Source organism: Streptomyces sp. AC1-42W (genome assembly GCF_003248355.1).
GTDB lineage: Bacteria > Actinomycetota > Actinomycetes > Streptomycetales > Streptomycetaceae > Streptomyces.
On record NZ_QKWY01000001.1, the window covers coordinates 1,298,295 to 1,323,072 of the forward strand.

27 protein-coding genes, 1 tRNA gene and 1 riboswitch are annotated in these 24,778 nt (G+C 69.6%); of the genes, 18 read left to right on the forward strand and 10 right to left on the reverse strand.

The features are described 5' to 3' along the window. Positions 1-47 precede the first annotated feature (47 nt). Together DNK56_RS05905 and DNK56_RS05910 are read left to right on the forward strand one after the other, a co-directional pair. Positions 48-2,441, forward strand: a complete 2,394-nt coding sequence (locus DNK56_RS05905) for an immune inhibitor A domain-containing protein (protein ID WP_199563867.1) — start codon at positions 48-50, stop codon at positions 2,439-2,441. Between the two features lie 124 nt (positions 2,442-2,565). Then, positions 2,566-2,919, forward strand: a complete 354-nt coding sequence (locus DNK56_RS05910) for a hypothetical protein (protein WP_199563866.1) — start codon at positions 2,566-2,568, stop codon at positions 2,917-2,919. Positions 2,920-2,956: 37 nt separating this feature from the next. Here DNK56_RS05910 and DNK56_RS05915 read toward each other — a convergent pair whose 3' ends face one another. Together DNK56_RS05915 and DNK56_RS05920 are read right to left on the reverse strand one after the other, a co-directional pair. Next, positions 2,957-3,541: an isochorismatase family protein gene (locus DNK56_RS05915; RefSeq protein WP_111331104.1), complete on the reverse strand. Its 585-nt coding sequence runs from the start codon at positions 3,539-3,541 to the stop codon at positions 2,957-2,959. Between the two features lie 155 nt (positions 3,542-3,696). After that, positions 3,697-5,025, reverse strand: coding sequence for a nicotinate phosphoribosyltransferase (locus DNK56_RS05920; protein WP_111331107.1), 1,329 nt, complete (start codon positions 5,023-5,025; stop codon positions 3,697-3,699). 100 nt (positions 5,026-5,125) lie between these two features. Here DNK56_RS05920 and clpS point away from each other — a divergent pair, with 100 nt between their 5' ends. From clpS to DNK56_RS05965, 8 genes are all read left to right on the forward strand, one after another. Continuing rightward, the gene (clpS, locus tag DNK56_RS05925) at positions 5,126-5,440 is read left to right on the forward strand and encodes an ATP-dependent Clp protease adapter ClpS (RefSeq protein ID WP_111331109.1); all 315 of its coding nucleotides are present in this window, start codon (positions 5,126-5,128) and stop codon (positions 5,438-5,440) included. A gap of 72 nt (positions 5,441-5,512) precedes the next feature. After that, entirely contained in the window at positions 5,513-6,094 is a 582-nt protein-coding gene (locus tag DNK56_RS05930; RefSeq protein ID WP_111331111.1) for a DUF2017 domain-containing protein, read from the forward strand. 102 nt (positions 6,095-6,196) lie between these two features. Beyond that, positions 6,197-7,645 carry an amino acid permease gene (locus DNK56_RS05935; RefSeq protein ID WP_111331113.1) on the forward strand — a complete coding sequence of 483 codons (1,449 nt, stop codon included), beginning with the start codon at positions 6,197-6,199 and terminating at the stop codon, positions 7,643-7,645. 91 nt (positions 7,646-7,736) lie between these two features. Then, entirely contained in the window at positions 7,737-8,168 is a 432-nt protein-coding gene (locus DNK56_RS05940; protein WP_111331115.1) for a Mov34/MPN/PAD-1 family protein, read from the forward strand. Between the two features lie 119 nt (positions 8,169-8,287). After that, positions 8,288-8,413 carry a putative leader peptide gene (locus DNK56_RS36425; protein WP_274543586.1) on the forward strand — a complete coding sequence of 42 codons (126 nt, stop codon included), beginning with the start codon at positions 8,288-8,290 and terminating at the stop codon, positions 8,411-8,413. A gap of 127 nt (positions 8,414-8,540) precedes the next feature. Next, on the forward strand, positions 8,541-8,819 hold the full coding sequence (locus DNK56_RS05950) for a MoaD/ThiS family protein (protein WP_111331120.1): 279 nt from the start codon (positions 8,541-8,543) through the stop codon (positions 8,817-8,819). Further along, positions 8,819-9,769: a PLP-dependent cysteine synthase family protein gene (locus DNK56_RS05955; RefSeq protein ID WP_111331122.1), complete on the forward strand. Its 951-nt coding sequence runs from the start codon at positions 8,819-8,821 to the stop codon at positions 9,767-9,769. Before DNK56_RS05950 ends, DNK56_RS05955 begins: the two co-directional genes overlap by 1 nt. A 241-nt stretch (positions 9,770-10,010) precedes the next feature. Next, positions 10,011-10,763, forward strand: coding sequence for an MBL fold metallo-hydrolase (locus DNK56_RS05965; RefSeq protein ID WP_111331124.1), 753 nt, complete (start codon positions 10,011-10,013; stop codon positions 10,761-10,763). Positions 10,764-10,852: 89 nt separating this feature from the next. Here the strand turns inward: DNK56_RS05965 and DNK56_RS05970 are convergent, their stop codons facing one another. Continuing rightward, entirely contained in the window at positions 10,853-12,100 is a 1,248-nt protein-coding gene (locus DNK56_RS05970; RefSeq protein ID WP_111331126.1) for a PTS transporter subunit EIIC, read from the reverse strand. Between the two features lie 267 nt (positions 12,101-12,367). Continuing rightward, positions 12,368-13,678 (reverse strand): PTS transporter subunit EIIC, encoded by a 1,311-nt coding sequence (locus DNK56_RS05975; RefSeq protein WP_111331128.1) that lies wholly within the window; start codon positions 13,676-13,678, stop codon positions 12,368-12,370. A 223-nt stretch (positions 13,679-13,901) separates the two neighbouring features. On the opposite strand from DNK56_RS05975, the gene DNK56_RS05980 reads away from it, so the two are divergent. From DNK56_RS05980 to rdgB, 4 genes are all read left to right on the forward strand, one after another. Continuing rightward, a complete protein-coding gene (locus DNK56_RS05980) occupies positions 13,902-14,135 on the forward strand; it encodes a glucose PTS transporter subunit EIIB (RefSeq protein WP_018105617.1) in 234 nt (77 codons plus the stop codon). Between the two features lie 158 nt (positions 14,136-14,293). After that, positions 14,294-15,031: a ribonuclease PH gene (gene rph / locus DNK56_RS05985; protein WP_111331130.1), complete on the forward strand. Its 738-nt coding sequence runs from the start codon at positions 14,294-14,296 to the stop codon at positions 15,029-15,031. Between the two features lie 111 nt (positions 15,032-15,142). Further along, entirely contained in the window at positions 15,143-15,535 is a 393-nt protein-coding gene (locus DNK56_RS05990) for a hypothetical protein (RefSeq protein ID WP_111331132.1), read from the forward strand. 32 nt (positions 15,536-15,567) lie between these two features. Beyond that, a complete protein-coding gene (gene rdgB / locus DNK56_RS05995; protein WP_111331134.1) occupies positions 15,568-16,170 on the forward strand; it encodes an RdgB/HAM1 family non-canonical purine NTP pyrophosphatase in 603 nt (200 codons plus the stop codon). Between the two features lie 53 nt (positions 16,171-16,223). Here the strand turns inward: rdgB and DNK56_RS06000 are convergent. The 5 genes from DNK56_RS06000 to bcp all read right to left on the reverse strand — a co-directional run bounded on the left by DNK56_RS06000 (position 16,224) and on the right by bcp (position 19,991). After that, positions 16,224-16,298, reverse strand: a tRNA-Leu gene (locus tag DNK56_RS06000). Between the two features lie 12 nt (positions 16,299-16,310). Continuing rightward, the gene (locus DNK56_RS06005; protein WP_111331136.1) at positions 16,311-17,141 is read right to left on the reverse strand and encodes an HNH endonuclease signature motif containing protein; all 831 of its coding nucleotides are present in this window, start codon (positions 17,139-17,141) and stop codon (positions 16,311-16,313) included. Continuing rightward, positions 17,138-17,785 (reverse strand): HNH endonuclease signature motif containing protein, encoded by a 648-nt coding sequence (locus DNK56_RS06010; RefSeq protein WP_446750444.1) that lies wholly within the window; start codon positions 17,783-17,785, stop codon positions 17,138-17,140. Before DNK56_RS06010 ends, DNK56_RS06005 begins: the two co-directional genes overlap by 4 nt. A 60-nt stretch (positions 17,786-17,845) precedes the next feature. Continuing rightward, positions 17,846-19,342, reverse strand: a complete 1,497-nt coding sequence (gene proP / locus DNK56_RS06015) for a glycine betaine/L-proline transporter ProP (RefSeq protein WP_111331140.1) — start codon at positions 19,340-19,342, stop codon at positions 17,846-17,848. A 181-nt stretch (positions 19,343-19,523) separates the two neighbouring features. Beyond that, positions 19,524-19,991 carry a thioredoxin-dependent thiol peroxidase gene (gene bcp / locus DNK56_RS06020; protein WP_111331142.1) on the reverse strand — a complete coding sequence of 156 codons (468 nt, stop codon included), beginning with the start codon at positions 19,989-19,991 and terminating at the stop codon, positions 19,524-19,526. 127 nt (positions 19,992-20,118) lie between these two features. On the opposite strand from bcp, the gene DNK56_RS06025 reads away from it, so the two are divergent. From DNK56_RS06025 to DNK56_RS06035, 3 genes are all read left to right on the forward strand, one after another. Then, the gene (locus DNK56_RS06025; RefSeq protein ID WP_111331144.1) at positions 20,119-20,439 is read left to right on the forward strand and encodes a DUF3618 domain-containing protein; all 321 of its coding nucleotides are present in this window, start codon (positions 20,119-20,121) and stop codon (positions 20,437-20,439) included. A gap of 88 nt (positions 20,440-20,527) precedes the next feature. Beyond that, positions 20,528-20,866, forward strand: coding sequence for a GroES family chaperonin (locus tag DNK56_RS06030; protein WP_111331146.1), 339 nt, complete (start codon positions 20,528-20,530; stop codon positions 20,864-20,866). A gap of 56 nt (positions 20,867-20,922) precedes the next feature. Further along, positions 20,923-20,986, forward strand: a riboswitch (guanidine-III (ykkC-III) riboswitch). A gap of 39 nt (positions 20,987-21,025) precedes the next feature. Beyond that, positions 21,026-21,346 carry a DMT family transporter gene (locus tag DNK56_RS06035; protein ID WP_111331148.1) on the forward strand — a complete coding sequence of 107 codons (321 nt, stop codon included), beginning with the start codon at positions 21,026-21,028 and terminating at the stop codon, positions 21,344-21,346. A 14-nt stretch (positions 21,347-21,360) separates the two neighbouring features. Here DNK56_RS06035 and DNK56_RS06040 read toward each other — a convergent pair whose 3' ends face one another. Then, positions 21,361-23,805: a transglycosylase domain-containing protein gene (locus tag DNK56_RS06040; protein ID WP_111331150.1), complete on the reverse strand. Its 2,445-nt coding sequence runs from the start codon at positions 23,803-23,805 to the stop codon at positions 21,361-21,363. Between the two features lie 172 nt (positions 23,806-23,977). On the opposite strand from DNK56_RS06040, the gene DNK56_RS06045 reads away from it, so the two are divergent. After that, positions 23,978-24,778, forward strand: a complete 801-nt coding sequence (locus DNK56_RS06045) for an ABC transporter permease (protein WP_111331152.1) — start codon at positions 23,978-23,980, stop codon at positions 24,776-24,778.

Here is a 24,778-nt window from a genome sequence, read left to right on the forward strand (position 1 = left end):
CTACACCTCCGGGCCGCCGACGCGGACGCCGGGGAGGACTGCATCACGTGATCATTAAGAGACGGGCGCTTCGGACCGGAGCGATTGTCGTGGCCATGGCCGCGACCGCCGCGACCGCATCCGCCTTCGCCACCGCTCAGGCTGATGACCAGGCGTCAGGCACCGCCAAGATCGACCGCCGGGACCCGGCGTCGGCCAGGGGCGGCGAACACAATCTGGAGGGCCCGTTCAGCAAGCAGCAGGCCGCTCAGCGCCAGGCTGCCCTGGAACAGGTCATATCCGGCGACAAGAAGGTTTCGTCGCGCGGAGGCTCCAAGGTCGTCAAGCTCGACGACAAGAAGTACGTCGAGCTGGGCCGCGAGAAGACCGACAAGATCTTCACCGTTCTGGTGGAGTTCGGCGACCAGGTCGACAACACGACCATGTACGACCCGGACGGTGACGGCCCCAAGCCGCCCGTCCCGGCCTACGGCGGCACGCCGGGCCCGCTGCACAACCAGATAGCCCAGCCGGACCCGAAGAAGGACAACAGCACCGCCTGGCAGGCCGACTACGACCAGGCGCACTTCCAGCAGCTGTACTTCGGCGAGGGCGCGGGCACCAACTCGCTCAAGACGTACTACGAGAAGACGTCGTCCGGCCGCTACTCGGTCGAGGGCGAGGTCTCCGACTGGGTCAAGGTCCCGTACAACGAGGCCCGGTACGGCTCGAACTACTGCGGCCAGAGCAACTGCGCCAACTCCTGGGACATGGTCCGGGACGGCGTCAACGCCTGGGTCGCGGACCAGAAGGCGAAGGGCCGCACGCTCGACCAGATCAAGGCGGACCTGTCGCAGTACGACAAGTGGGACCGCTACGACTTCGACAACGACGGCAACTTCAACGAGCCCGACGGCTACATCGATCACTTCCAGATCGTGCACGCGGGTGAGGACGAGTCCGCCGGCGGCGGTGCCCAGGGCGCCGACGCCGTCTGGGCGCACCGCTGGTACGCGTACGGCACCGACGCAGGCGCCACCGGCCCCTCCGCCAACAAGGCGGGCGGCACCGAGATCGGCGACACCGGCATCTGGGTCGGCGACTACACCGCGCAGCCCGAGAACGGCGGACTGGGCGTCTTCGCCCACGAGTACGCCCACGACCTCGGTCTCCCGGACCTCTACGACACGACCAACACCGCCGAGAACTCGGTCGGCTTCTGGTCGCTGATGTCGGCGGGCTCCTGGCTCGGCACCGGCAAGGACAGCATCGGGGACATGCCCGGTGACATGACCTCCTGGGACAAGCTCCAGCTGGGCTGGCTGAACTTCGACGAGGCCAAGGCCGCCACGAAGTCCACCCACAAGCTGGGCGTCTCCGAGTACAACACCAAGGACAAGCAGGCGCTCGTCGTCACGCTGCCCGAGAAGCCCGTCACCACCGACGTCACGGCCCCCGCCGAGGGCGCCTCGCAGTGGTGGAGCAACATGGGCGACAACCTCGGCAACACGCTGTCCCGCCCGGTCGACCTCACCGGCAAGACCGAGGCGTCCCTGGACCTCCAGGGCTGGTGGGACATCGAGAAGGACTACGACTACCTCTACACCGAGGTGTCCACCAACGGCGGCGCCAGCTGGACCGCGATCGACGGCACCGCCGACGGCAAGGCCATCCCGCGCGACGCCAGCGACAAGCCGGCCCTGACCGACGTCTCCGGCGCGTACAAGAACCTGTCGTACTCGCTGGACGCCTACGCGGGCCAGAAGATCGACATCCGCTTCCGCTACGCCACCGACGGCGGCGCGGGCGGCAAGGGCTTCACCGCCGACACCATCTCGGTGACCGCGGACGGCACCGCGCTGTTCTCGGACAACGCCGAGGCCGGTGACAACGGCTGGACCAGCAAGGGCTTCTCGCGGGTCGGCGCGTCGTTCACCAAGAACTACCCGCAGTACTACATCGCGGAGAACCGCCAGTACGTCAGCTACGACAAGACCCTCCAGGTCGGCCCGTACAACTTCGGCTTCTCCAAGACCCGTCCGGACTGGGTCGAGCACTTCCCCTACCAGAACGGCCTGCTGGTCTGGCTGTGGGACACCTCCCAGAAGGACAACAACGTCTCGCAGCACCCCGGCCAGGGCCTGATCCTGCCGGTGGACGCACACGCGAAGCCGCTGAAGTGGTCGAACGGCTCGATCATGCGCAACAAGATCCAGCCCTTCGACGCCCCGTTCAGCTGGTACCCGACGGACGGCTTCACGCTGCACTCGGCCGACCAGGCCGTGAAGATCAAGCCGCGGCTCGGCGTCCCGGCCTTCGACGACCGTACGGGCACGTACTGGTACAAGGAGAACCCGACCGGCAGCGTCAAGGTTCCTGACACCAACACCCGGATCACCATCGTCAGCGAGCCGCGCAGCGGCGAGACGATGACCGTCAAGGTGGGTCCCTCGAAGAAGTAGTACCGCATCACCGCAGGTCACAGCATGATCGGCCGTCGCCCACTAGCGGGCGGCGGCCGATCGTGTTTAGGTGCCCCTGTTCACTTTCTTATTGACACGACGTCTCACGGGGGAGCGCGTACGTATGGCAGGCGGAGGATTCAGCAAGTTGCCGAACGGCAGCGTGGTCGTCGCGATCACCCTGCCGCGCCCGGCGGGGGGCCCCGGACCCGGCACCCCGGTCCGGGTCCTGGTGCACGCCGCCAACCGGCCCCGCGCCCTGACCCGGCTGCGCAACCTGGGCCTGCGCGCCGTCTATCTGCGCGGCAACGCCGAGCCGCCGACCCCGGACGAGATCACCGCAGTGCTGCACCACCCGGACGGCCTGCTGTGGCGCGCCCGCCCGGAACGGGCCGAGGAGCTGTGGCACCCCATCCGCACCCTGCTGGAACCCACCGCCGCACCGGCTGTACCGGCCGTCCCGGCCGTGCGGGGCTGAGCCCGGCCCCGGAGGGCCGTGGCGCCCGTACGGCCGCTCAGACGACCGGCTCGCCCGTCAGCGCCACGCCCGCCTCGCGCAGCTCCGTCAGCGCCCGCTCCGTCGTCGCCGGGGCGACCCCCGCCGTCAGGCCGAGCAGCACCTGCGTGGTGAAGCCCTCACGGGCGGCGTCCAGCGCGGTGGCCCGGACGCAGTGGTCGGTCGCGATGCCGACCACGTCCACCTCGCCGACGTCGCGCTCGCGCAGCCACCGGGCGAGCCCGGTGCCGTTCTCGTCGAGCCCCTCGAAGCCGCTGTACGCCGCCGCGTGGGCCCCCTTGTCGAACACCGTGTCGATCGCCCCGGAGGCGACCGCCGGGGCGAAATTGGGGTGGAAGCCCACGCCCTCCGTACCGGCCACGCAGTGGGGCGGCCAGGAGTGCTCGAAGTCCGGCGTGGCCGAGAAGTGGTCGCCCGGATCGATGTGGTGGTCCCGCGTGGCCACCACGTACCGGTAGGCGGGCCGGCTCTCGCCGATCAGGTCCGTGATGGCGGCGGCGACATCGGCACCCCCCGCCACGGCGAGGCTCCCGCCCTCACAGAAGTCGTTCTGAACGTCCACGACGATCAAGGCGCGGTGCATGGCAGTGGTCCTTCGGGGTGGGGAGCGGTGGTGGGGGAGCGGTGCGGAGCGGTACGGGGAGATGGTTCCGTCACTGGAGATTCCAGCGGGGCGAGGGGGAAATCAAGCCCGTCCGGCCTCCCGGCGGGGCGCGCCGGTACGCCGGACAGGCCGCGTCACACGTACTCGGTGGGGATGACCGCCTCGCCGCGCGACAGCTGCGTCGCCGACAGCGGCAGCCCCTCCCGCGCCGCGATGTGCCGCTCCCGCGCCGCGTCCAGCGGCTCGCGGGCGACCACCTCGCCGCCCCGGACCAGCTCCACCAGCAGCTGCCGGCCGGCCGGCTCCGCCGGGACCGGCCCGGTGCCGACGACCTCGGCCTCCGCGACCCCGTGCTCGTCCAGCCGGCGCGCCGCCCACTTGCGGCCGCCCTTGGACGACTTCGCGCCCATCGACTTCTTCGCGACCGGGCGCAGCTCGTCGGCCGGGTCGGCGGACCCCGCGCGGGCGACGAGCTTGTAGACCATCGAGCAGGTGGGGTGCCCGCTGCCCGTGACGAGCTGCGTGCCCACCCCGTACGCGTCCACCGGGGCGGCGGCCAGCGAGGCGATGGCGTACTCGTCCAGGTCCGAGGTGACCACGATCTTCGTCCCGGTGGCGCCCAGCTCGTCGAGCTGCTGGCGCACCCGGTGGGCGACGAGCAGCAGATCGCCGGAGTCGATCCGTACCGCGCCCAGCTCGGGCCCGGCGATCTCGACCGCCGCGCGGACGGCCTCCGTCACGTCGTACGTGTCGACCAGCAGCGTCGTCCCGCGCCCCAGCGAGTCCACCTGGGCCGTGAAGGCGTCCCGCTCCGAGTCGTGCAGCAGGGTGAAGGCGTGGGCGCTCGTGCCGACCGTCGGGATGTTGTAGCGGAAGCCGGCGGCCAGGTCGGACGTGGTGTCGAAGCCGCCGATGTACGCGGCGCGCGCCGAGGCGACCGCCGACAGCTCGTGGGTGCGGCGCGCGCCCATCTCGATCAGCCCGCGCCCGCCCGCCGCCGCCGACATCCGGGAGGCCGCGGCGGCGATCGCCGAGTCGTGGTTGAGGATCGACAGGATCACCGTCTCCAGCAGCACGCACTCGGCGAAGGAGCCCTCCACGCGCAGGATCGGCGAGCCCGGGAAGTACACCTCGCCCTCCGGGTAGCCCCAGATGTCGCCGCTGAACCGGTAGTCCGCCAGATAGTCCAGGGTCGGCCCGTCCACGACGGCCCGGTCGCGCAGGAAGCCGAGCATCTCGTCGTCGAAGTGGAAGTTCTCCACCGCGTCCAGGACCCGTCCGGTGCCGGCGACGACGCCGTAGCGCCTGCCCTCGGGCAGCCGGCGGGTGAACGCCTCGAAGACGGAGCGCCGCCCGGCCGTGCCGCCCTTCAGCGCGGCCTGCACCATCGTGAGCTCGTACTGGTCGGTGAAGAGCGCGGTCGACGGCACACCGACCCGCCGCGCGAGGTCCGGAGAGTTCATGCCGGGGATGCTACCCCTATTTCGTCAAAGTGACGAGATGGGGTCCGGGGGCGGCGCGGCGAGGGGGCCGTTTGTGCGATGCGCCACTGAGGGTGGCAGCATGGGACAGGTGAGCGTCGCCCCTACAGAGATCGAACGTCCCGAATCGGCCGAGGAACACCTCGTCGTCCCCGAGCCCGACGTCCCCTGGGTGACGCTGGTCCACAACGACCCGGTCAACCTCATGAGCTATGTGACGTATGTGTTCCAGGCGTACTTCGGCTACTCCAAGGACAAGGCGCGCAAGCTGATGCTGGACGTCCACCAGAAGGGCCGCGCCGTCGTCTCCAGCGGCACCCGCGAGGAGATGGAACGCGACGTCCAGGCCATGCACGGCTACGGCCTGTGGGCCACGCTCACCCAGGACCGCAACTAGCGCCGCACGCGCGGCGCCCCACCCGCACAGTCCCTTCCGCACCGCCCGCCCGACCATCATCGGAGAGAACCCATGGCCGGCCACTTCGAGGCCACCCCCGGCGGCGCGGCCGTCGCGCTCGACGAGGTGGAGATCGCGATCCTGCGCTCCCTCGCCGTCCAGCTCCTGGAACTCATCGGCCCCGGCGACGAGCCCGCCGAGGGCGAGGACCCGCTCGCCGCCCTCTTCGCCGAGGGCCCCAGCGAACCGCCCGCCGACCCGGCCCTGGCCCGCCTCTTCCCCGAGGCGTACGGCGACGGGGACGACGAACTGCGCGCCGCCTCCGCCGAGTTCCGCAGGTTCACCGAGAACGACCTGCGCACCCGCAAGCGCGAGGACGCCCTCGCGGTCGTACGCACCCTGGACGCCCTGACGCCCGCCGGCGACCAGGCGGCCGTGCTCACGCTCAACGCCGAGGAGTGCCGCAACTGGCTGCGCTCGCTCAACGACCTCCGGCTCACCATCGGCACCCGCCTGGAGGTCACCGACGAGGACGACGGCGAGGAGGGCTCCCTCTACCGGCTCCCCGACAGCGACCCCCGCAAGCCCATGGTCATGGCCTACCTCTGGCTCGGCGCCCTCCAGGAGACCCTGGTCGAGACGATGATGCCCTGACGCCCCCCGGCGCCCCGGCATCACCCGAACGGCCGTCCCCGGCTGCGCCCCGCCCGCCCGGCCCGCGTCTACTGGTGATCCGGCCGGAGAAGGGCGCAGCCAATGACATCCGCGCAGATCGACGACAAGGGGCAGGACGGCCCGCACCCCGCGGCCGCGGACACCACCACCTCCGCCGAGGGCTACCGCAGAGCGCTCGGCGCCCGCCAGATCCAGATGATCGCGATCGGCGGCGCCATCGGCACCGGGCTCTTCCTCGGCGCCGGCAAGGCCATCGCCAAGGCCGGCCCCAGCATCGTCCTCGCCTACGCCGTGGCCGGACTGGTTATTTTTTTCATCATGCGGGCCCTGGGCGAACTCCTCATGTACCGCCCGGTGTCCGGCTCCTTCTCGGAGTACGCCCGCGAATTCGTCGGCCCCTTCGCGGGCTTCGTCACCGGCTGGACGTACTGGCTGTTCTGGGTCGTCACCGGGATCACCGAAGTCACCGCCGCCGCCCAGTACATGACCTACTGGTTCGCCATCCCGCCCTGGGTCTCCGCCCTCGGCTTCACGGTCGTCCTCTACGGCGTGAACCTCATCTCCGTGAAGCTCTTCGGCGAGCTGGAGTTCTGGTTCTCGATGGTCAAGGTCACCGCCATCGTAGGCATGATCCTCATCTGCGCCGGCATCCTCACCCTCGGCTTCTCCGACGCCGGGGACACCGCGAGCGTCACCCACCTCTGGTCCGACGGCGGCTTCTTCCCGCACGGGATCAAGGGCACCCTGATGACGCTCCAGATCGTGATGTTCGCCTTCCTCGCCGTCGAACTCGTCGGCGTCACCGCCGGCGAGTCCAAGGACCCCGCGACCGTGCTGCCCAGGGCCATCAACACCGTCCCCTGGCGCATCGCCGTCTTCTACGTCGGCGCCCTGGTCATGATCCTCTCGGTGGTGCCGTGGACCGCGTTCTCACCGGGCGTCTCACCCTTCGTCGAGGCGTTCCGGAAGATGGGCCTCGGCCTCGGCGCCGGCATCGTCAACTTCGTCGTCCTGACCGCCGCGCTCTCCTCCTGCAACTCCGGCATGTACTCCACCGGCCGCATGCTGCGCGACCTCGCGCTCAACGGCCAGGGCCCGGCACTCTTCACCCGGCTCACCCGCGGCGGCACCCCCCTCGTCGGCACCACGTTCTCCGCCGCCCTCATGCTCGTCGGCGTCTGGATCAACTACCAGTGGCCCGGCGAAGCCTTCACCTACGTCGTCTCCTTCGCCACGATCTCCGGCATGTGGGCCTGGATCATGATCCTGGTCAGCCAGCTCCGCTACCGCCGCCTGGCCGTGCGCGGACTGCTCCCGCAGTCCACGTTCCGGGCCCCCGGCGCCCCGTACACCAGCGTCTTCGCGCTCGCCTTCATCGCCGTGGTCGTCGTCATGATGGGCATCGACGAGGACACCAGGATCTCGCTGTACTGCGCCCCGCTGTGGGCCCTGATCCTGGGCGTCTCCTACCTGGTCCTGCGCTCCCGCAACCCGCGGGGCCGGGCCTTCGCCGGGCGTACGAGGCGCTGAGGCGTACGCCCCCCACCAGCGATGTTCCACGATGCGGGCCCCCGCGTACCACCCCTCGGTACACCGGGGCCGGTCGGCCTATCCTGGCGCCATGCTGACCATCACCCAGACGCTGTACGACCGGATCGTGGCGCACGCCCGCGCCGATCACCCCGACGAGGCGTGCGGCGTCGTCGCCGGCCCCGAGGGCAGCGGCCGCCCCGAGCGCTTCATCCCGATGCTCAACGCCGCGCGCTCGCCCACGTTCTACGAGTTCGACTCCGCCGACCTGCTCAAGCTCTACCGCGAGATGGACGACCGGGACGAGGAGCCCGTGATCGTCTACCACTCGCACACGGCGACCGAGGCGTACCCCTCGCGCACCGACGTCACGTACGCCAACGAGCCCGGCGCCCACTACGTGCTGGTCTCCACCGCGGACACCGACGACGCGGGCCCCTTCCAGTTCCGCTCGTACCGGATCGTGGACGGCGAGATCACCGAGGAGGAGGTCCGGGTCGTCGAGGCGTACCCGGCGGCCTGAGCCCTCCCGCGAGGGGCGGACAGGCCCTGTGACCAGCACTGTCCGCCCCTCGAACGCTCAGTATCCACAAGATGAGATCACACTCCGAATCCCCGACCGGGAATCGATACGATGACCGCATGGTTCCCCATGACGTGAGTGACAAGACGCCGGGCTCGCTGCTCGTGGCGCGCCTGCACGTCGACCTGTGCCGCCTCGCCAGCGCGATCTGTACGACCCAACGGTCCGCCGCCCGCCGGGCCTGAGCCGGACCACGTCAGGGCGCCGCCGTACGGCCTGGCGCCACCGCACCACGCACCGACCCCCGCGCGGGGGCAGAGCCGCACGCCATACGCCCACCGCCACCACACAGCTTCGACAGGAGCCCACGCCATGGCCATCGAGGTCCGCATCCCGACCATCCTCCGCACCTACACCGACGGCGCCAAGGCCGTCGAGGGCAAGGGGGACACCCTCGCCGACCTCCTGACGGACCTGGAGAGCCGCCACACCGGCATCCGGGAGCGGATCGTGGACGGCGACCAGCTCCGCCGCTTCGTCAACGTCTACCTGAACGACGAGGACGTCCGCTTCCTGGACGGCATCTCCACCGCGCTCAGCGACGGCGACAGCATCACCATCCTCCCGGCCGTCGCCGGCGGCATGAACTGATGCGCTTCGACAGCCCCCTCGCCGCGGTGGGCAACACCCCTCTGGTGCGCCTGCCGCGGCTGTCGCCCTCCGCGGACGTCCGCATCTGGGCCAAGCTGGAGGACCGCAACCCCACCGGCTCGATCAAGGACCGCCCCGCGCTCCACATGGTCGAGCAGGCCGAGAAGGACGGCCGGCTCACCCCCGGCTGCACGATCCTCGAACCCACCAGCGGCAACACCGGCATCTCGCTCGCCATGGCGGCCAAGCTCAAGGGCTACCGCATCGTGTGCGTGATGCCCGAGAACACCTCCCAGGAACGGCGCGACCTCCTCGCCATGTGGGGCGCCGAGATCATCTCCTCGCCGGCCGCGGGCGGCTCCAACACCGCGGTCCGCGTCGCCAAGGAGCTGTCGGCCGAGCACCCGGACTGGGTCATGCTCTACCAGTACGGCAACCCGGACAACGCGGGCGCCCACTACGCGACCACCGGCCCGGAGATCCTCGCCGACCTCCCGTCCATCACCCACTTCGTCGCCGGCCTCGGCACCACGGGCACCCTGATGGGCGTCGGCCGCTACCTCCGCGAGCACGTCGAGGGCATCAGCATCGTGGCCGCCGAGCCGCGCTACGACGACCTCGTGTACGGGCTGCGCAACCTCGACGAGGGCTTCGTGCCCGAGCTGTACGACCCCTCGGTCCTCACGACCCGCTTCTCGGTCGGCTCCGCCGACGCCGTCACCCGCACCCGCGAACTCCTCCAGCAGGAGGGCATCTTCGCGGGCGTCTCCACGGGCGCGGCACTGCACGCCGCGATCGGCGTCGGCCGCAAGGCGGTCAAGGCCGGCGAACCGGCCGACATCGTCTTCGTCGTCGCCGACGGTGGCTGGAAGTACCTGTCGACCGGCGTCTACACCGCACCCACGACGGAAGCCGCCATCGAAACCCTCCAGGGCCAACTCTGGGCCTAGCCGCTCGCGCGGCGCACACCCCACGCCGGGGCCGGACCGTAGAGGTCCGGCCCCGGCGTCGTCGTATCCCCGGGGCACCGCCCCGCTTTCGCCACCCGAACCGGTGACAGCACAGGTGAGTTCCCCCACAACGACCCGCCCCGGAGGAGCGACCCGCACTTTCGCGCCTTACGCTCAACGAACCGCACCGCGAGAACCGCACGAACCCTCCCCGTTCCCACGTCTCGGAGGTTCACGCTCCATGAAGCTCACCGTCGTCGGCTGCTCCGGCTCGTTCCCCTCCGCGGGTTCGGCATGCTCGAGCTACCTCGTAGAGGCCGACGGCTTCCGGCTGCTCCTCGACATGGGCAACGGTGCCCTCGGCGAGCTGCAGCGCCATGTAGGTCTCTACGACCTCGACGCCATCTTCCTCAGCCACCTGCACGCCGACCACTGCATCGACATGTGCGCGTACTTCGTCGTCCGCTACTACCCGCACGGCGGCGAGCGCCCCGCCCGTATCCCGGTCTACGGACCCGAGGGCACGGAGCGGCGGCTCACCACGGCGCACGCGGACACCCCGTCCGAGCACGCGATGAGCGAGGTCTTCGACTTCCGGACGCTGAAGTCCGGCTGGTTCGACGTCGGCCCCTTCTCGGTGCGTACGGAGAAGCTCCGCCACCCCGTCGACACCTTCGGCATCCGCATCGAGCACGGCGGCGCCTCGCTCACGTACTCCGGGGACACCGGCACCTGCGAGGCCCTGGACGAGCTGGCCGAGGACACGGACCTCCTCCTGTGCGAGGCGTCGTTCGTGCACGGCAAGGAGGACATCCCGGACCTCCATCTCAATGGCCGGGAAGCGGGCGAGCTGGCGGAGCGGGCGCGCGCCGGGCGCCTGGTGCTGACGCACATCCCGCCGTGGACGGACGCCGGCCAGAACCTCACCGACGCCCGCGCGGTCTTCACCGGCCCCACGGAACTCGCGGCGCCGGGCGCGGTGTACGAACTCTGAGCGGCGCGCCCGTACGCGTACGGGCGCGGGTACGACGAAGCCCTCACCTTCCGCCGGGAAGGTGAGGGCTTCGGTCTGCGGGGACCGGACTACTTGGTCAGGTCCTCGACCTCTTCCTCGGGCTCGCGGCCCGGGGTGGTGAGGTTGAACTTCGTGATCGCGAAGCGGAAGACCACGTAGTAGATCGCTGCGAAGACCAGGCCGATCGGGATGATCAGCCACGGCTTGGTCGCCAGGTTCCAGTTCAGCGCGTAGTCGATGAAGCCGGCCGAGAAGGTGAATCCGGCGTGGACACCCAGGGCCCAGGTGACGGCCATCGAGATGGCGGTGAGCACCGCGTGGATCGCGTACAGCAGCGGCGCGATGAACATGAACGAGAACTCGATCGGCTCGGTCACACCGGTGACGAACGAGGTCAGGGCCAGCGAGACCATCATGCCCATGACCGCCTTGCGGCGCTCGGGGCGGGCGGAGTGCGCGATGGCGATGGCGGCGGCCGGAAGACCGAACATCATGATCGGGAAGAAGCCCGTCATGAACTGACCGGCGGTCGGGTCACCGGCGAAGAAGCGGTTCAGGTCACCGTGCACGACCGCACCGGCGGCGTCCGTGAAGTCACCCAGCTGGAACCAGGAGACCGTGTTGACGAACTGGTGCATGCCGATCGGGATCAGCGCGCGGTTGATCAGGCCGAACAGCGCGGCGCCGCCGGAGCCGAGACTGGTCATCCACTCGCCGAAGTTGGATATGCCGTCCCCGATCGGTTCCCAGACCAGGCCGAAGAAGACACCGAAGACCACGCCGACGAAGGCCATGATGATCGGGACGAGGCGGCGGCCGTTGAAGAAGCCGAGCCAGTCCACCAGCTTGGTGCGGTGGAACTTCTGCCACAGGAGCGCGGAGACGAGACCCATCAGGATGCCGCCGAGGACACCCGGGTTGTTGTACGTGGCGGCCGTGTCCGCACCCTTCTGGACCACCGCTTCGGTGACCGGGAAGGCCTTGAGCACATTGCTGTACACCAGGAAGCCGACCAGCGCCGCGAGGGCGGTCGAGCCGTCCGACTTCTTGGCGAAGCCGATGGCGACACCGATGCAGAAGAGCAGCGGCAGGTTGCCGAAGACCGCGTCGCCCGCGGTGGCGAACACGGAGGCGACCTTGTGCCAGCCCAGCCCGTCGTCACCGAAGACGTCGGGCTGGCCGAGACGGAGCAGAATGCCTGCTGCCGGCAGCACCGCGATCGGCAGCTGCAGGCTGCGACCCACCTTTTGCAGGCCCTGGAACAGGCCGGAGCCCCGCTTCTTCGCGGGGGCCGCCGAAGCGGTGGCCGTACTCATCAACTTCCTCCAGTAAGCAAGGCGCCGCCGGGGACAGGGGGTTTTTGGTGGGCGACGACTCGAGAAACGCGGCGCGCGAGGCGTCGCGTGGTCTGGACCACTGAGTGGTGTAGACCAGTTGTAGCACGGTGAGGGATAGATAAGGAACCTGCAATTTCCGACTACTTCTCAGCAGCTGGCGCATACGCACCGTGACATGCGGGAAACCCCCGGACCAAAGGGTCCGGGGGTCTGCGCCGACTAGGTCAGTGACCTTGCATAATGCCGCTACTTGGTCAGGTTCTTCTCGATCTCGTCCTCCAGTTCGTCGGGCTCGCGGCCCGGCGTCTGGAGATTGAACTTGGTGATCGCGAACCTGAAGATGACGTAATACACGACGGCGAACGCCAGCCCGATGGGGATGATCAGCCACGGTTTCGTCGCCAGGCTCCAGTTGATGACGTAGTCGATCAGGCCGGCCGAGAAGCTGAAGCCGTCCTTCACCCCCAGTGCCCACGTCACCGCCATCGACACACCGGTGAGCACCGCGTGGATCGCGTAGAGGAGGGGAGCGACGAAGAGGAACGAGTACTCGATCGGTTCGGTGATGCCCGTGACGAACGAGGTCAGGCCGACCGAGATCATCAGACCCGCCACCGCCTTGCGCCGGTGCGGCTTGGCGCAGTGGTAGATGGCGAGGGCCGCCGCCGGCAGGGCGAACATCATGATCGGGAAGAAGCCCGAGGTGAACTGGCCGGCCGTGGGGTCGCCCGCCAGGAACCGGTTGATGTCACCGTGCACCATCGTGCCGTCCGGCTTCTCGAAGTCGCCGAACTGGAACCAGACGAAGGTGTTCAGGAACTGGTGCATGCCGATGACCAGCAGCGCGCGGTTGGCGACGCCGAAGATGCCGGAGCCCAGCCAGTTCAGGTCCACCAGCCACTTCGAGAAGCTCGTCAGGCCGTCGCCGATCGGCTGCCACAGCCAGGCGCACAGCGCCGCGAAGAGCAGGCCGACGAAGGCCATGATGATCGGGACGAGCCGGCGGCCGTTGAAGAAGCCGAGCCAGTCCACCAGCTTGACGCGGTGGAACCGCTGCCAGAACCAGGCCGCCATCAGACCCATCACGATGCCGCCGAAGACGCCCGGGTTCTGGTACGCGGCCGGCGTCACGGTCGCGTCCCCCGCGACGCACGAGCCGAACCAGATGCCGCCCGAGACGAATGTCTGGCCCTTGTCGCAGTCCACCGGGAACGCGTGCAGTACCGCGTAGTAGACGAGGAAGCCGGTCACGGCGGCGAGTGCGGTCGAGCCGTCCGCCTTCCGGGCCATGCCGATCGCCACCCCGACGCAGAACAGCAGCGGCAGGCCGATGCCGGAGTCCAGCAGGGCGCCGCCCGCGGCCGCGAACACCTTGGCGACGTTGTTCCAGCCCAGGCCGTCGTCGCCGAAGACGTCCGGCTGGCCCAGCCGGTTGAGGATGCCGGCCGCGGGCAGCACGGCGATCGGCAGTTGGAGGCTGCGGCCCATCTTCTGAAGGCCCTGGAACAGTCTGTTCCACACGTTCTTCTGCGGGACGGCTTCGCTGCTCGAGCTCATCGGCATCCTCCCGGAACACGGCGTATTTGGCGGTCGTTGCAGACTGGTGTAGACCAGTTGGGGTACGGTGCGGTGCCTGCCCGTCGGGACAGGGTGCCGGTGATCGTCATCATTGGTGATGGACGGGGTGCTCGCCCGTGAAGTTGGGCCAACCGTGCGTTACCGTGACGAAACGGACCCAGGGTGGGCCGTCGCACGTACGTGAAGAACCAGGGAGAAGGCCATGGCCAGCAAGGCTGAGAAGATCGTCGCCGGGCTCGGCGGAATCGAGAACATCGAGGAGGTCGAGGGCTGCATCACGCGCCTGCGCACCGAGGTCGTCGACCCGAGCAAGGTCGACGAGGCCGCGCTCAAGGCCGCCGGTGCCCACGGCGTCGTCAAGATGGGCACCGCGATCCAGGTCGTGATCGGCACGGACGCGGACCCGATCGCCGCCGACATCGAAGACATGATGTAAGACCGACCGGTTTTACACCCCTGAACGCCTGTCGGCGCCCCACCTGCCGATAACCGAAGGCCCCGGCCCCCCTGGAGTTCACCCCCAGGTACCGGGGCCCTCGGCGTACCCGCCCGCGGCGGAAATCGCCGCCCCGCGCAACCGATAGGCTCGGCCGCATGTCTCGTATCGACGGCCGTACCCCCGAGCAGCTCCGCCCCGTCACCATCGAACGCGGATGGAGCAAGCACGCCGAAGGTTCCGTCCTCGTCTCCTTCGGGGACACCAAGGTCTTCTGCACCGCCTCCGTCACCGAAGGCGTGCCCCGCTGGCGCAAGGGCAGCGGCGAGGGCTGGGTCACCGCCGAGTACTCCATGCTGCCCCGGGCCACCAACACCCGCGGCGACCGCGAATCCGTACGCGGCAAGATCGGCGGCCGGACGCACGAGATCAGCCGGCTCATCGGCCGCTCCCTGCGCGCCGTCATCGACTACAAGGCGCTCGGCGAGAACACGATCGTGCTGGACTGCGACGTCCTCCAGGCCGACGGCGGCACCCGCACCGCCGCCATCACCGGCGCCTACGTCGCCCTGGCCGACGCGGTCGCCTGGGCCCAGGGCCGCAAGCTGATCAAGCACGGCCGCAAGCCGCTGACCGGGACCGTCGCCGCCGTCAGCGTCGGCATCGTGGCCGGCACCCCGCTCCTCGACCTCTGCTACGAGGAGGACGTACGGGCCGAGACCGACATGAACGTCGTCTGCACGGGCGACGGCCGTTTCGTGGAGGTCCAGGGCACCGCCGAGGCCGAGCCCTTCGACCGCGCGGAGCTGAACGCCCTGCTCGACCTCGCCACCGCCGGCTGCGTCGACCTCGCCCGGCTCCAGAACGAGGCGCTGGCCACCACCCTCGGCGCCTGACACGGGTAAAGAGGCAACCAAGAGGCCCCCGGCGGCGTCGATACGCATACGGGCGCACGGGTCGAACCGGGCGCCCGTCCGCGTATCCGCTCACCGGGGAGGGACCACACCATGGCCTCGCGCCACCGTCACGCACGCATCGCCCTGGCCGTCACGGCCGCGCTCGTCACCGTCACCGCGGTGGCGGGCTGCGGCGCCCTCGACAAGACGCTCGACTGCGTCCGCACCGCCGACGCCATCGCCACCAGCGTCGACAACCTCCAGCAGGCGGTGTCCGACGCCTCCAGCGACCCCACCCGGGCGTCCGAGGCCCTCGACGACATCCAGAAGGAACTGGGCGACCTCAGCGACACCACGGACAACGCCGACCTCGGCAAGGCCGTGGACGACCTCCGCGCCGGCGTCACCAACGTCCGCGACGCCATCGAGAAGGGCGACGCCACCCCGGACATCACCCCGGTCACCGACGCGGCCGGCGAGATCGCCAAGGTCTGCAGCCCGTGATCCGGCCGGGTGGACGAGGCGATACTGGACGCATGACCCGTCTCATCCTCGCCACCCGGAACGCCGGGAAGATCACCGAGCTCCACGCGATCCTCGCCGCCGCCGGCCTCACCCACGAACTGGTCGGCGCCGACGCGTATCCGGAGATCCCCGACGTCAAGGAGACCGGCGTCACCTTCGCCGAGAACGCCCTGCTCAAGGCCCACGCCCTCGCGCGGGCCACCGGCCACCCGGCCATCGCGGACGACTCGGGCCTCTGCGTGGACGTCCTCGGCGGCGCCCCCGGCATCTTCTCGGCCCGCTGGTCCGGCCGCCACGGCGACGACCGCGCCAACCTGGACCTGCTCCTGGCCCAGCTCGCGGACATCGACGCCCCGCACCGCGCCGCCCACTTCGCCTGCGCGGCAGCGCTCGCCCTCCCGGACGGCACGGAACGCGTGGTCGAGGGCCGCCTCACCGGCACCCTGCGCCACACCCCGGCCGGCACCCACGGCTTCGGCTACGACCCGATCCTCGAACCCTCCGGCGAAACCCGCACCTGCGCGGAACTGACCCCGCCCGAAAAGAACGCGATCAGCCACCGAGGCAAGGCGTTCCGGGCGCTGGTACCAGTGGTGCGGGAGTTGGTGGGCTGACGCGAGAAGCGGCTTTCACCTTCGAAGTGAAGGTGAAAGCCGCTTCTCGCTTGTGAGCCCGGTGGGATTTGAACCCACGACACACTGATTCTAAGCCAGCGCCCTCTAGCCTGCTGGGGTACGGGCTCCCGCAACCCACTCTACTGTGTGGTGGCACGCCTCTTCGAGAAAGTCGCCGTTTGGCTGTGGCGCGAAGGGCAGAGATAGCGCAGATTGGCTTGGCGGTCGTCGGCACGGTTCCCGTTGATGTGGTCGATCTCCAGCACGAGGCGTTTCCCTCGCCACGACTCGCCGGTTCCGCACACCGCGCACGCACGCGGCAGCCCCACGTCGTCCAGTGCGCGTCTCAAGAGGGACGTCCGTGTCCGGGATGCGCCATCCCTCAGGACAAGGATCTCGTCAGCCCCTTTGCGACTTGGGGAGCGCGTTCCCGCCGAGTGGCCCTGGCCGACGAAGTGGGCGGTCGACAGCTGGTACTTTTCGATGTCTCGCTTCAGGCGGATGCGGGCGCCGCCGTTGTTGACTTGCCCCAACACCTCCAGTACGGCGGCGAGGCTGCGGGATTCGGCGACTGCGGCCTCCAGTTGGTCGCGCGGGACCGAAGGCGCCCCCTGCCTGTGTCCGCTCGTGAAGTGGGACGTGTCTATACCGAGCCGATCGAGCTTCGCCCGTACATATCCGTACGGGCTGTCGCTCGGCGGCAGTCCCATGTACTCGAACATCCCTCTGATACTGCACGAGTTGGCGGCCGCTTCGGCGAGAAGTGCGGCCGGGTAGGCCGTGCGCGGCCGTTCGGGGAGAGGCTCATCCACGAAGTGGGAGGTGTCGATGCCGTAGTGCCGGAGCCGATCGCGTACGTATCGGCAGGTTCGGCTGCCAAGCGGTCCGTCGAGCCGACGCACCAGATCGACCAGGCTGGTCGCCGTGGCTGCGGCCTTTTCGAGGCGACTGCGCGTGTATGTGCCGCTCATGCCGTCCTCGCGCGGTTGCGCCCGCGGTACGTGTCGGTCGCCGCGTGGCAGTTCGGGCACAGGATGCGGAGATTCGTCGGACGGTTGTCCCACCAGTCGCCGTTGATGTGATCGACTTCGAGCCGAAGCGGCTGTCCCTGCCACTCGCCCGGGTTGCCGCACTCCGCGCACACGTCGATCACCCCCGTGCGTGCCAGCGCTCGGCGCAGCCGTTCGCCGGGAATCCGGCCGTTCTGCGGGTCGCCGAGAACAAGAGGGTTTCCCCGTGTGCCCTTCGGGCGGCGTGGTGGTGTGTGCACGAAGTGGGAGGTGTCGATGCGGAGAGCGGCGATGCGGCGGCTGATGTGCGTGTGGTTTCCGCCCACCGGATTGATGCCGAGACGGCGTACGACCTCCGCCACGCTCGTGGAACGGGCCACCAGATCGCGCAGCACCTCTTCTGTGTGACGCACTCTCGTATCGGCGAAGTGCGATACGTCCACACCCCACTCCGCCACCTTCTGCCGCAGGTAGCTTCGCGTTCCCGGCGTCGGTGTCCCACCGCACCACCGCACGGCATCATTGATGTTCGTCGTCATGCGCGCCGCCTCTTCGAGCAGCTCGCGTGTATAGCGAACTGGCATGTGCCTCCCCGTTCCGGCCATTCGTTCGTGGCCTCGTACGGAGTAACGAAGCCGTGATCGGGGAGTCACGTTCGACAGGGGTCAGAATTTGGGGTCCGGGGTTTGGGAGGCGACCAGTTCTTCTGCTTCTTCCGGGGTTTCCACCGAGGGTGGGGAGCCTGCCAGGGGTTTGTTGGCGGTTTCCTTCATGCAGGCGACCGCGATCACGCCGACCAGGGCCGCCGCCATCGAGTAGTACGCCGGCATCAGGTTGGAGCCCGAGACGCTGATCAGGGCCGTGATCACCAGCGGGGTCGTGCCACCGAAGATCGACGCGGAGAGGTTGTAGCCCACAGAGAGGGAGCCGTAGCGGACGTGGGTGGGGAACAGGGCCGGGAGCGCCGCGGACATCGTGCCGAGCATGCAGACCAGGGAGAGGCCCAGCAGCGCCATGCCGATGATGATGGCCGGGATGCTGCCCTGACGGATCAGCAGGAACGACGGCAGCGAGAAGATCAGGAAGCCCAGCATGCCGGCCATCAGCAGCGGCTTGCGGCCGAAGCGGTCCGAGAGCTTGCCGACCTGATTGATGATCAGCATCAGGAACACCATCACGCCGAGCAGGATCAGCAGACCGTGCGTCTCGCTGTAGCCCAGCTCGTCCGAGAGGTACGTCGGCATGTACGACAGCAGCATGTAGTCGGTGATGTTGTACGCGCCGACCAGGCAGATGCACAGGATCAGCGTCGGCCAGTAGTCCCGGAAGATCTTGGCGAGGTCGCCCTTGGCCGTGGTCTCCACGCTGTCCGCCGCATCCGTGGCGTGCGCCGTGCCGCCCTCCAGCTTCTGGAAGGCCGGGGTCTCGTCCAGCCGCAGCCGCAGGTAGAGGCCGACGAGGCCGAGCGGGCCGGCCACCAGGAACGGGACGCGCCAGCCCCAGGAGTTCATCTGGGCGTCGTCCAGGAGCGCGTACAGCAGCGTCACCAGGCCGGCCGCGCCCACGTAACCGGCGAGGGTGCCGAACTCCAGGAAGCTGCCGAAGAAGCCACGCCGCTTGTCGGGCGCGTACTCCGCGATGAACGTCGAGGCACCGCCGTACTCGCCGCCCGTCGAGAAGCCCTGGAGCATGCGGAAGAAGATCAGCAGGACCGCGGCCCACACGCCGATGGTCCGGTGCGAGGGGATGAGGCCGATCGCGAAGGTGCCCGTCGCCATCAGGATCATGGTGAGGGCGAGGACCTTCTTGCGGCCGATCTTGTCGCCCATCGGCCCGAAGAACATGCCGCCCAGCGGGCGGACCAGGAAGGCGACCGCGAAGGTGGCGAACGAGGACAGCAACTGGGTGGTGTCGTTCCCGGACGGGAAGAACACATGCCCGATGGTGCCGGCCAGATAGGAGTAGATGCCGAAGTCGAACCACTCCATCGCGTTGCCGAGCGAGGCCGCCTTGACCGCGCGCTTCACCGCCCGGTCGTCCGTGACCGTGATGTCCGTGCGCCGGAGCTTCGGGTTCCGGCGCTTGCGGATGGCGCGGAACAGCGCGGGATGGCGTTTGACCGCTTCCGGGTCGGCCACCTGCTGGGGGGCGGGGCCCGCCATGGCCGGTTCCTTTCCTCGGCGACTGTTTCAGGAAAGGCTTCTGCGCGGACATGGTGGTCGCAAACCGGTTCGGCGAGGGAATGCGATGTCCGTCACACGATTTCGGCCGTACGGCTCAATGGACGGTTCGTTCCGGGCGGGCCGGGAAGAGGCACCGCATTCCCCCGGAATACCCCGGACGTCAGATCTTCAGGTCCTTGATGATCTTCGCGACATGGCCGGTGGCCTTGACGTTGTAGAAGGCGTGCGCGACCTTGCCGTCCTCGTCGACCACGACGGTGGACCGGATGACGCCCGTCACCGTTTTGCCGTAGAGCTTCTTCTCGCCGTACGCGCCGTACGCCTCAAGGGTCTCCTTGGCGGGATCGCCCACCAGCGTGACCTTGAGGTTCTCCTTCTCGCGGAACTTCGCCAGCTTCTCCGGCTTGTCCGGGGAGACCCCGATGACGTCGTAGCCGGCCTCGGCGAGCAGGTCGAGGTTGTCCGTGAAGTCGCACGCCTGCTTGGTGCAGCCGGGGGTGAGAGCGGCGGGGTAGAAGTAGACGATGACCTTGCGGCCCTTGTGGTCCGCGAGCGAGACGTCGTTGCCGTCGGCGTCGGGGAGGGTGAAGGCGGGGGCGGTGTCGCCGGTGGTGAGGCGCTCGCTCATGGTTCTCCTCGTTGGTACGTGGGGTCTACGGGACCGAGCGTAATGGGGGTGCCGCCGGGTGCGGACGCGGTGGAACTGACAGACTGTCGATGAAGGTTTACCGGACGAGGACCACGGAGGCGGCGCGGTGTCGGATGCCAGGACCCCTGCGCAGATCGAGGCGGACATCATCAGCAGGCGCGAGCAGCTGGCGGTGGTACTCGATGAGATCGGGGTGCGGGTGCACCCGAAGACGATCATCGGTGACGCGAAGGCGAAGGTGGCCGGAACCGTGGACCGGACGGCCGGCCGCGCGTACGTGGCGGTGAACCGCGCGGTCTCGGACGTGAAGGCCCAGTTCGTCACCGAGACCGGCAGCCCCCGGCTGGAGCGCGTGATCCCGGCGGCGCTGCTCGCGGCGGGCGTGGTCGGCCTGGTCGTGGTCTCCTCCCGCCGCAACAAGCGCTGACGCGGCGCCCCGGCGCTCCCGGCCGGTACGGGCGTGAAGCGCCGCCCCCTCGCGCGTGCGCGGGCCGCCGCCCGGTAGGTTGCGGGGCGTGAGCGAGAACACCGACGACAAGCTGCCCATCCGGATGCTGCACGACCGAGTGCTGGTCCGGTCCGAGTCGCCCGAGGGCGAGCGGCGTTCCGGCGGCGGCATTCTGATTCCCGCGACGGCCGCGGTCGGCCGGCGGCTGGCGTGGGCCGTGGTGGTGGCGGTGGGGCAGAACGTGCGCACGGTCGAGCCGGGGGACCGGGTGCTGTTCGACCCGGAGGACCGGGCGGAGGTCGAGGTGCGGGGCGTGGCGTACGTACTGATGCGCGAGCGCGACCTGCACGCGGTGGCCGCCGACCGGTTCGAGGGCTCGACGGACTCGACCGGCCTGTATCTGTAGTCGCCGAGATGGCGTGAAAGGGCCTGGTGACGGCTGTCACCAGGCCCTTTGCCTGTTTTTTGCTACGGTGGAGGGACCCCGACGAGACGCGCCGTACCGGGTTGGCAAAGACGACGCACCCGTGAAGTTCGCGTGTTCTGACTCGTCGGAGGTTCTGTCATGGCGTGGGTGCTGCTGATCGTCGCCGGTCTGCTGGAAGTGGCCTGGTCGATCGGGATGAAGTACACCGAGGGGTTCACCCGGCTGTGGCCGAGTGTGTTCACCGGTCTGGGCATCGTGGCGAGCATGGTGCTGCTGTCGCACGCGGCCCGGACGCTGCCGATCGGTACGGCGTACGGGGTGTGGGTCGGCATCGGCGCCGCGGGCGCGGCGATCCTGGGCATGGTGGTGCTGCACGAGCCGGTGACGGCGGCCCGGATCTTCTTCGTCTGTCTGCTGCTGGTGGCCGTCGTGGGGCTGAAGGCCACCTCGGGTCACTGACTCGGGTCCGTGACTCAGGCCCGCCCGGCGGGCCGCGCGACGGGGGCGCGGGTGCCGCGGGGCCCTTCGAGGGTGCCGCCGTCCCCGCCCCCGTCGCCGCCGTCGCCGCCGCCGTCCCCGCCCCCGGTGTCCCCGCCGTCGCCCCCGTCCGTGCCGCCGGTGTCCGCGCCGCCGTCCGCGGTGCCGCCGCTGTCGGTGCCGCCGTCGGGGGAGTCCGTGGTGCCGGGGGTGGTGCCGGGCGCGGAGGGCGTCCGGGACGGGGTGGTGGACGGGGTGCGCCGGGGCGTGGCCGAGGGGGTGCGGCGGCCGGTCTCGCCGGGGGCGGTGTCCTCCTCGGTGGGCAGCGCGGTGTCGCCGCTCTCCTCCTCCGTGTCCAGGTCGAACTCCTCGACCGGGGTGCCGCGCAGGGCGGCGCCGGTGTACTGGGCCCAGGTCTGGGCGGGGGCGCCGCCGCCGTTGACGCGGGGGAGCCCGAGCGCGCCGTAGAGGGACTTCTGCGCCCCGGTGTCGGGGTCCTGGCCCATGACGGCGATGACGGTGGCGAGGCCGGGGGTGTAGCCGGCGAACCAGGCGGCCCGGTCCTCCTCGGCGGTGCCGGTCTTCCCGGCGGCGGGGCGGCCCGCGCCCTGGGCGGCGGTGCCGGTTCCGCCGTCGACGACGCTGCGGAGGATCGAGGTGGTGGTGTCGGCGGCCTCGCGGCTGACGGCCTGCTTCACCGTGCGGCCGGGGAGCGTGACGTGCTCGCCGTCCTTGGTGACGTCGGTGACCAGGACGTGGTCGCCGTGCTTGCCGTGGGCGGCGAGGGTCGCGTACGCCTCGGTCATGTCCAGGACGCTGGCGGTGGCGACGCCGAGCGCGATGGAGGGGGTGGGGGTGAGGTCGGGGGTGTTCTTCGGGATGCCGAGGCCGATGGCGGTGCGCCGGACCTTCTCGGGGCCGACGTCCTCGGCCATCTGGGCGTATACGGCGTTGACGGACTTGTCGGTGGCGGTGCGCACGGTGACGGGGCCGTAGTCGACGTCGTCCTCGTTGGCGGGGTCGTAGCCGGTGGGGCCGTCCGGGCCCTGGACCATGCGCTTGTTGGTGCCGTCGTAGATGGTGCTGGGGGTGATGCGGCGGCCGTCCTGGGTGGTGGAGTCGTTGGCGACGGCGGAGGTGAAGACGAAGGGCTTGAAGGTGGAGCCGACCTGGTAGTCGCGGCGGGTGGCGTTGTTGACGTACTGCCGGGTGTAGTCGATGCCGCCGTACAGGGCGACGACGTGGCCGTTGCCGGGGTCGATGGAGGCGCCGCCGACGCGGACGTTGCGGTCGGCCGCGCGTTCGTCGTCGGTCTTGGACATGACCTGGTCGTCGACGGCGGCCACGAGGGCGCTCTGCTTCTTCTTCTGGAGCGTGGTGGTGATGCGGTAGCCGCGGGTGGCGAGGGTCTTCTCGTCGAGGATGCCGTGGTCCACGAGGTAGTCGTCGACGGCCTTGACGATGTAGCCGCGCTGGCCGGAGAGGCTGTTGGCCGGTTTGACCGGTCCGGGGACGGGGAAGGTCATCGCCCCGCGCTGCGCGGGGGTGAGCCACTTCTCCTTGACCATGCCGTCGAGCACGTAGTTCCAGCGGGCGACGGCGGCGGGCTTGTTCTGCGGGTGGGCGACGACGTCGTAGGCGCTGGGCGCGTTGAGCAGCGAGGCGAGGTACGCGCCTTCGGCGGTGGTGACGTCCTTGGCGTCCTTGCCGTAGTACGCCTGGGAGGCGGCCTGGATGCCGTAGGCGTTGCGGCCGAAGTAGCTGGTGTTGAGGTAGCCCTCCAGGATCTGGTCCTTGGACTGTTCCCGGTTGAGCTTGATGGCGATGAAGAATTCCTTCACCTTGCGGACGACGGTCTGTTCCTGGCCCAGGTAGTAGTTCTTGACGTACTGCTGGGTGATGGTCGAGCCGCCCTGCTTGCCCTTGCCGGTGAGGGTGTTCCAGCCGGCCCGGAACATCGCCTTGATGTCGACGGCGCGTTCGGAGTAGAAGTCGCGGTCCTCGGCGGCGAGGACGGCGTGCTGGACGTTGCGCGGGACCTGGGCGAGCCGGATGTTCTCGCGGTTGACGTCGCCGTCGCGGGCGATGACGCTGCCGTCCGCGTACAGGTAGACGTTGGACTGGGCGGTGGCGCTGGCGTTGGCCGCCGGGATGTCCACGAGCTGGTAGCCGGCGACGAATCCGCCGACCAGGAGCAGGGCGATGAGCAGGACGCCGCCGAGGACCATGCGCCAGGTGGGGATCAGCCGCCGCCAGCCGGTGCGCCTGGGCCGCCGGGCCTTGCCGGACTTCTTCGCACCGGTGCCGGGGTCGGTGTCGCTACCGGTGCCGGTGCCGTTCGTGCCGGTGTCGTCGGGGGCCGCGGCGGCGTCGGCAGACCGGTCCCTGGGGGCCCAGCCCGGCGGGCCGGTCTCCCCGTTCTGCTGTGGCTCGTCGCTCATGTCGGTGCAGACTCCTCGGCAGCGGTCAGTTCCCCCATAGTGCCCTTTTCTGTCTCATAACCCTCGGAACATCTGCCGAAAAACGGTCGCGGCGGCCGGCCCGGCCGGGCTAGGGTTCTGCGCTTTGGTGTCCACGCGCGGTGCGGCACCCGTGAGCGGGGAGGCGGTTGCTGTGCGGGTCTACGCGGTGGTCGCGGCGGGTGGTTTCCGCCGTTATGCCACCTATCGGATCGAGACGGCGGCGGGGGTGTTCACCAACACCGTCTTCGGCTTCATCCTCGCCTACACCTACCGGGCGTTGTGGGACGAGCGGCCCCACCTGGGCGGTTACGACATGCCGCAGGCCCTCACCTTCGTCTGGCTGGGCCAGGCCCTGCTGATGACCTGCGTGATGATGGGCGGCGGCTTCGAGGACGAGCTGATCGAGCGCATCCGCACGGGCGACATCGCGGTGGACCTCTACCGGCCGGTCGACCTCCAGCTGTGGTGGCTGGCGCAGGACTTGGGGCGGGCGGCCTTCCATCTGCTGGGGCGCGGCATCGTGCCGATGGTGCTCGGCGCGCTCGCCTTCGACCTGGCGCTTCCGGGGTCCCCCGGCCCCTGGCTGGCGTTCCTGGTGGCGGTGGCGCTCGGCGTGGTGGTGAGCTTCGCGATCCGCTATCTGGTGGCGCTGTCCGCCTTCTGGCTGATGGACGGGGCGGGCGCGGCGCAGATCGCGTTCCTGGCCGGGCTGTTCTTCACCGGGATGCTGCTGCCGCTGAGCCTGTTCCCGGGGCTGCTGGGCGAGGTGGCGCGGGCGCTGCCGTGGTCGGCGCTGCTCCAGCTGCCGGCCGATGTGTTCCTGGGGAAGCACACGGGCTGGGGCCTGGTGCGGGTGTACGCGTTCCAGGCGTCCTGGGCCGCGGTGTTGCTGCTCCTGGGGCGGCTGGTGCAGTCGGCGGCGACGCGGAGGGTGGTGGTCCAGGGTGGCTGA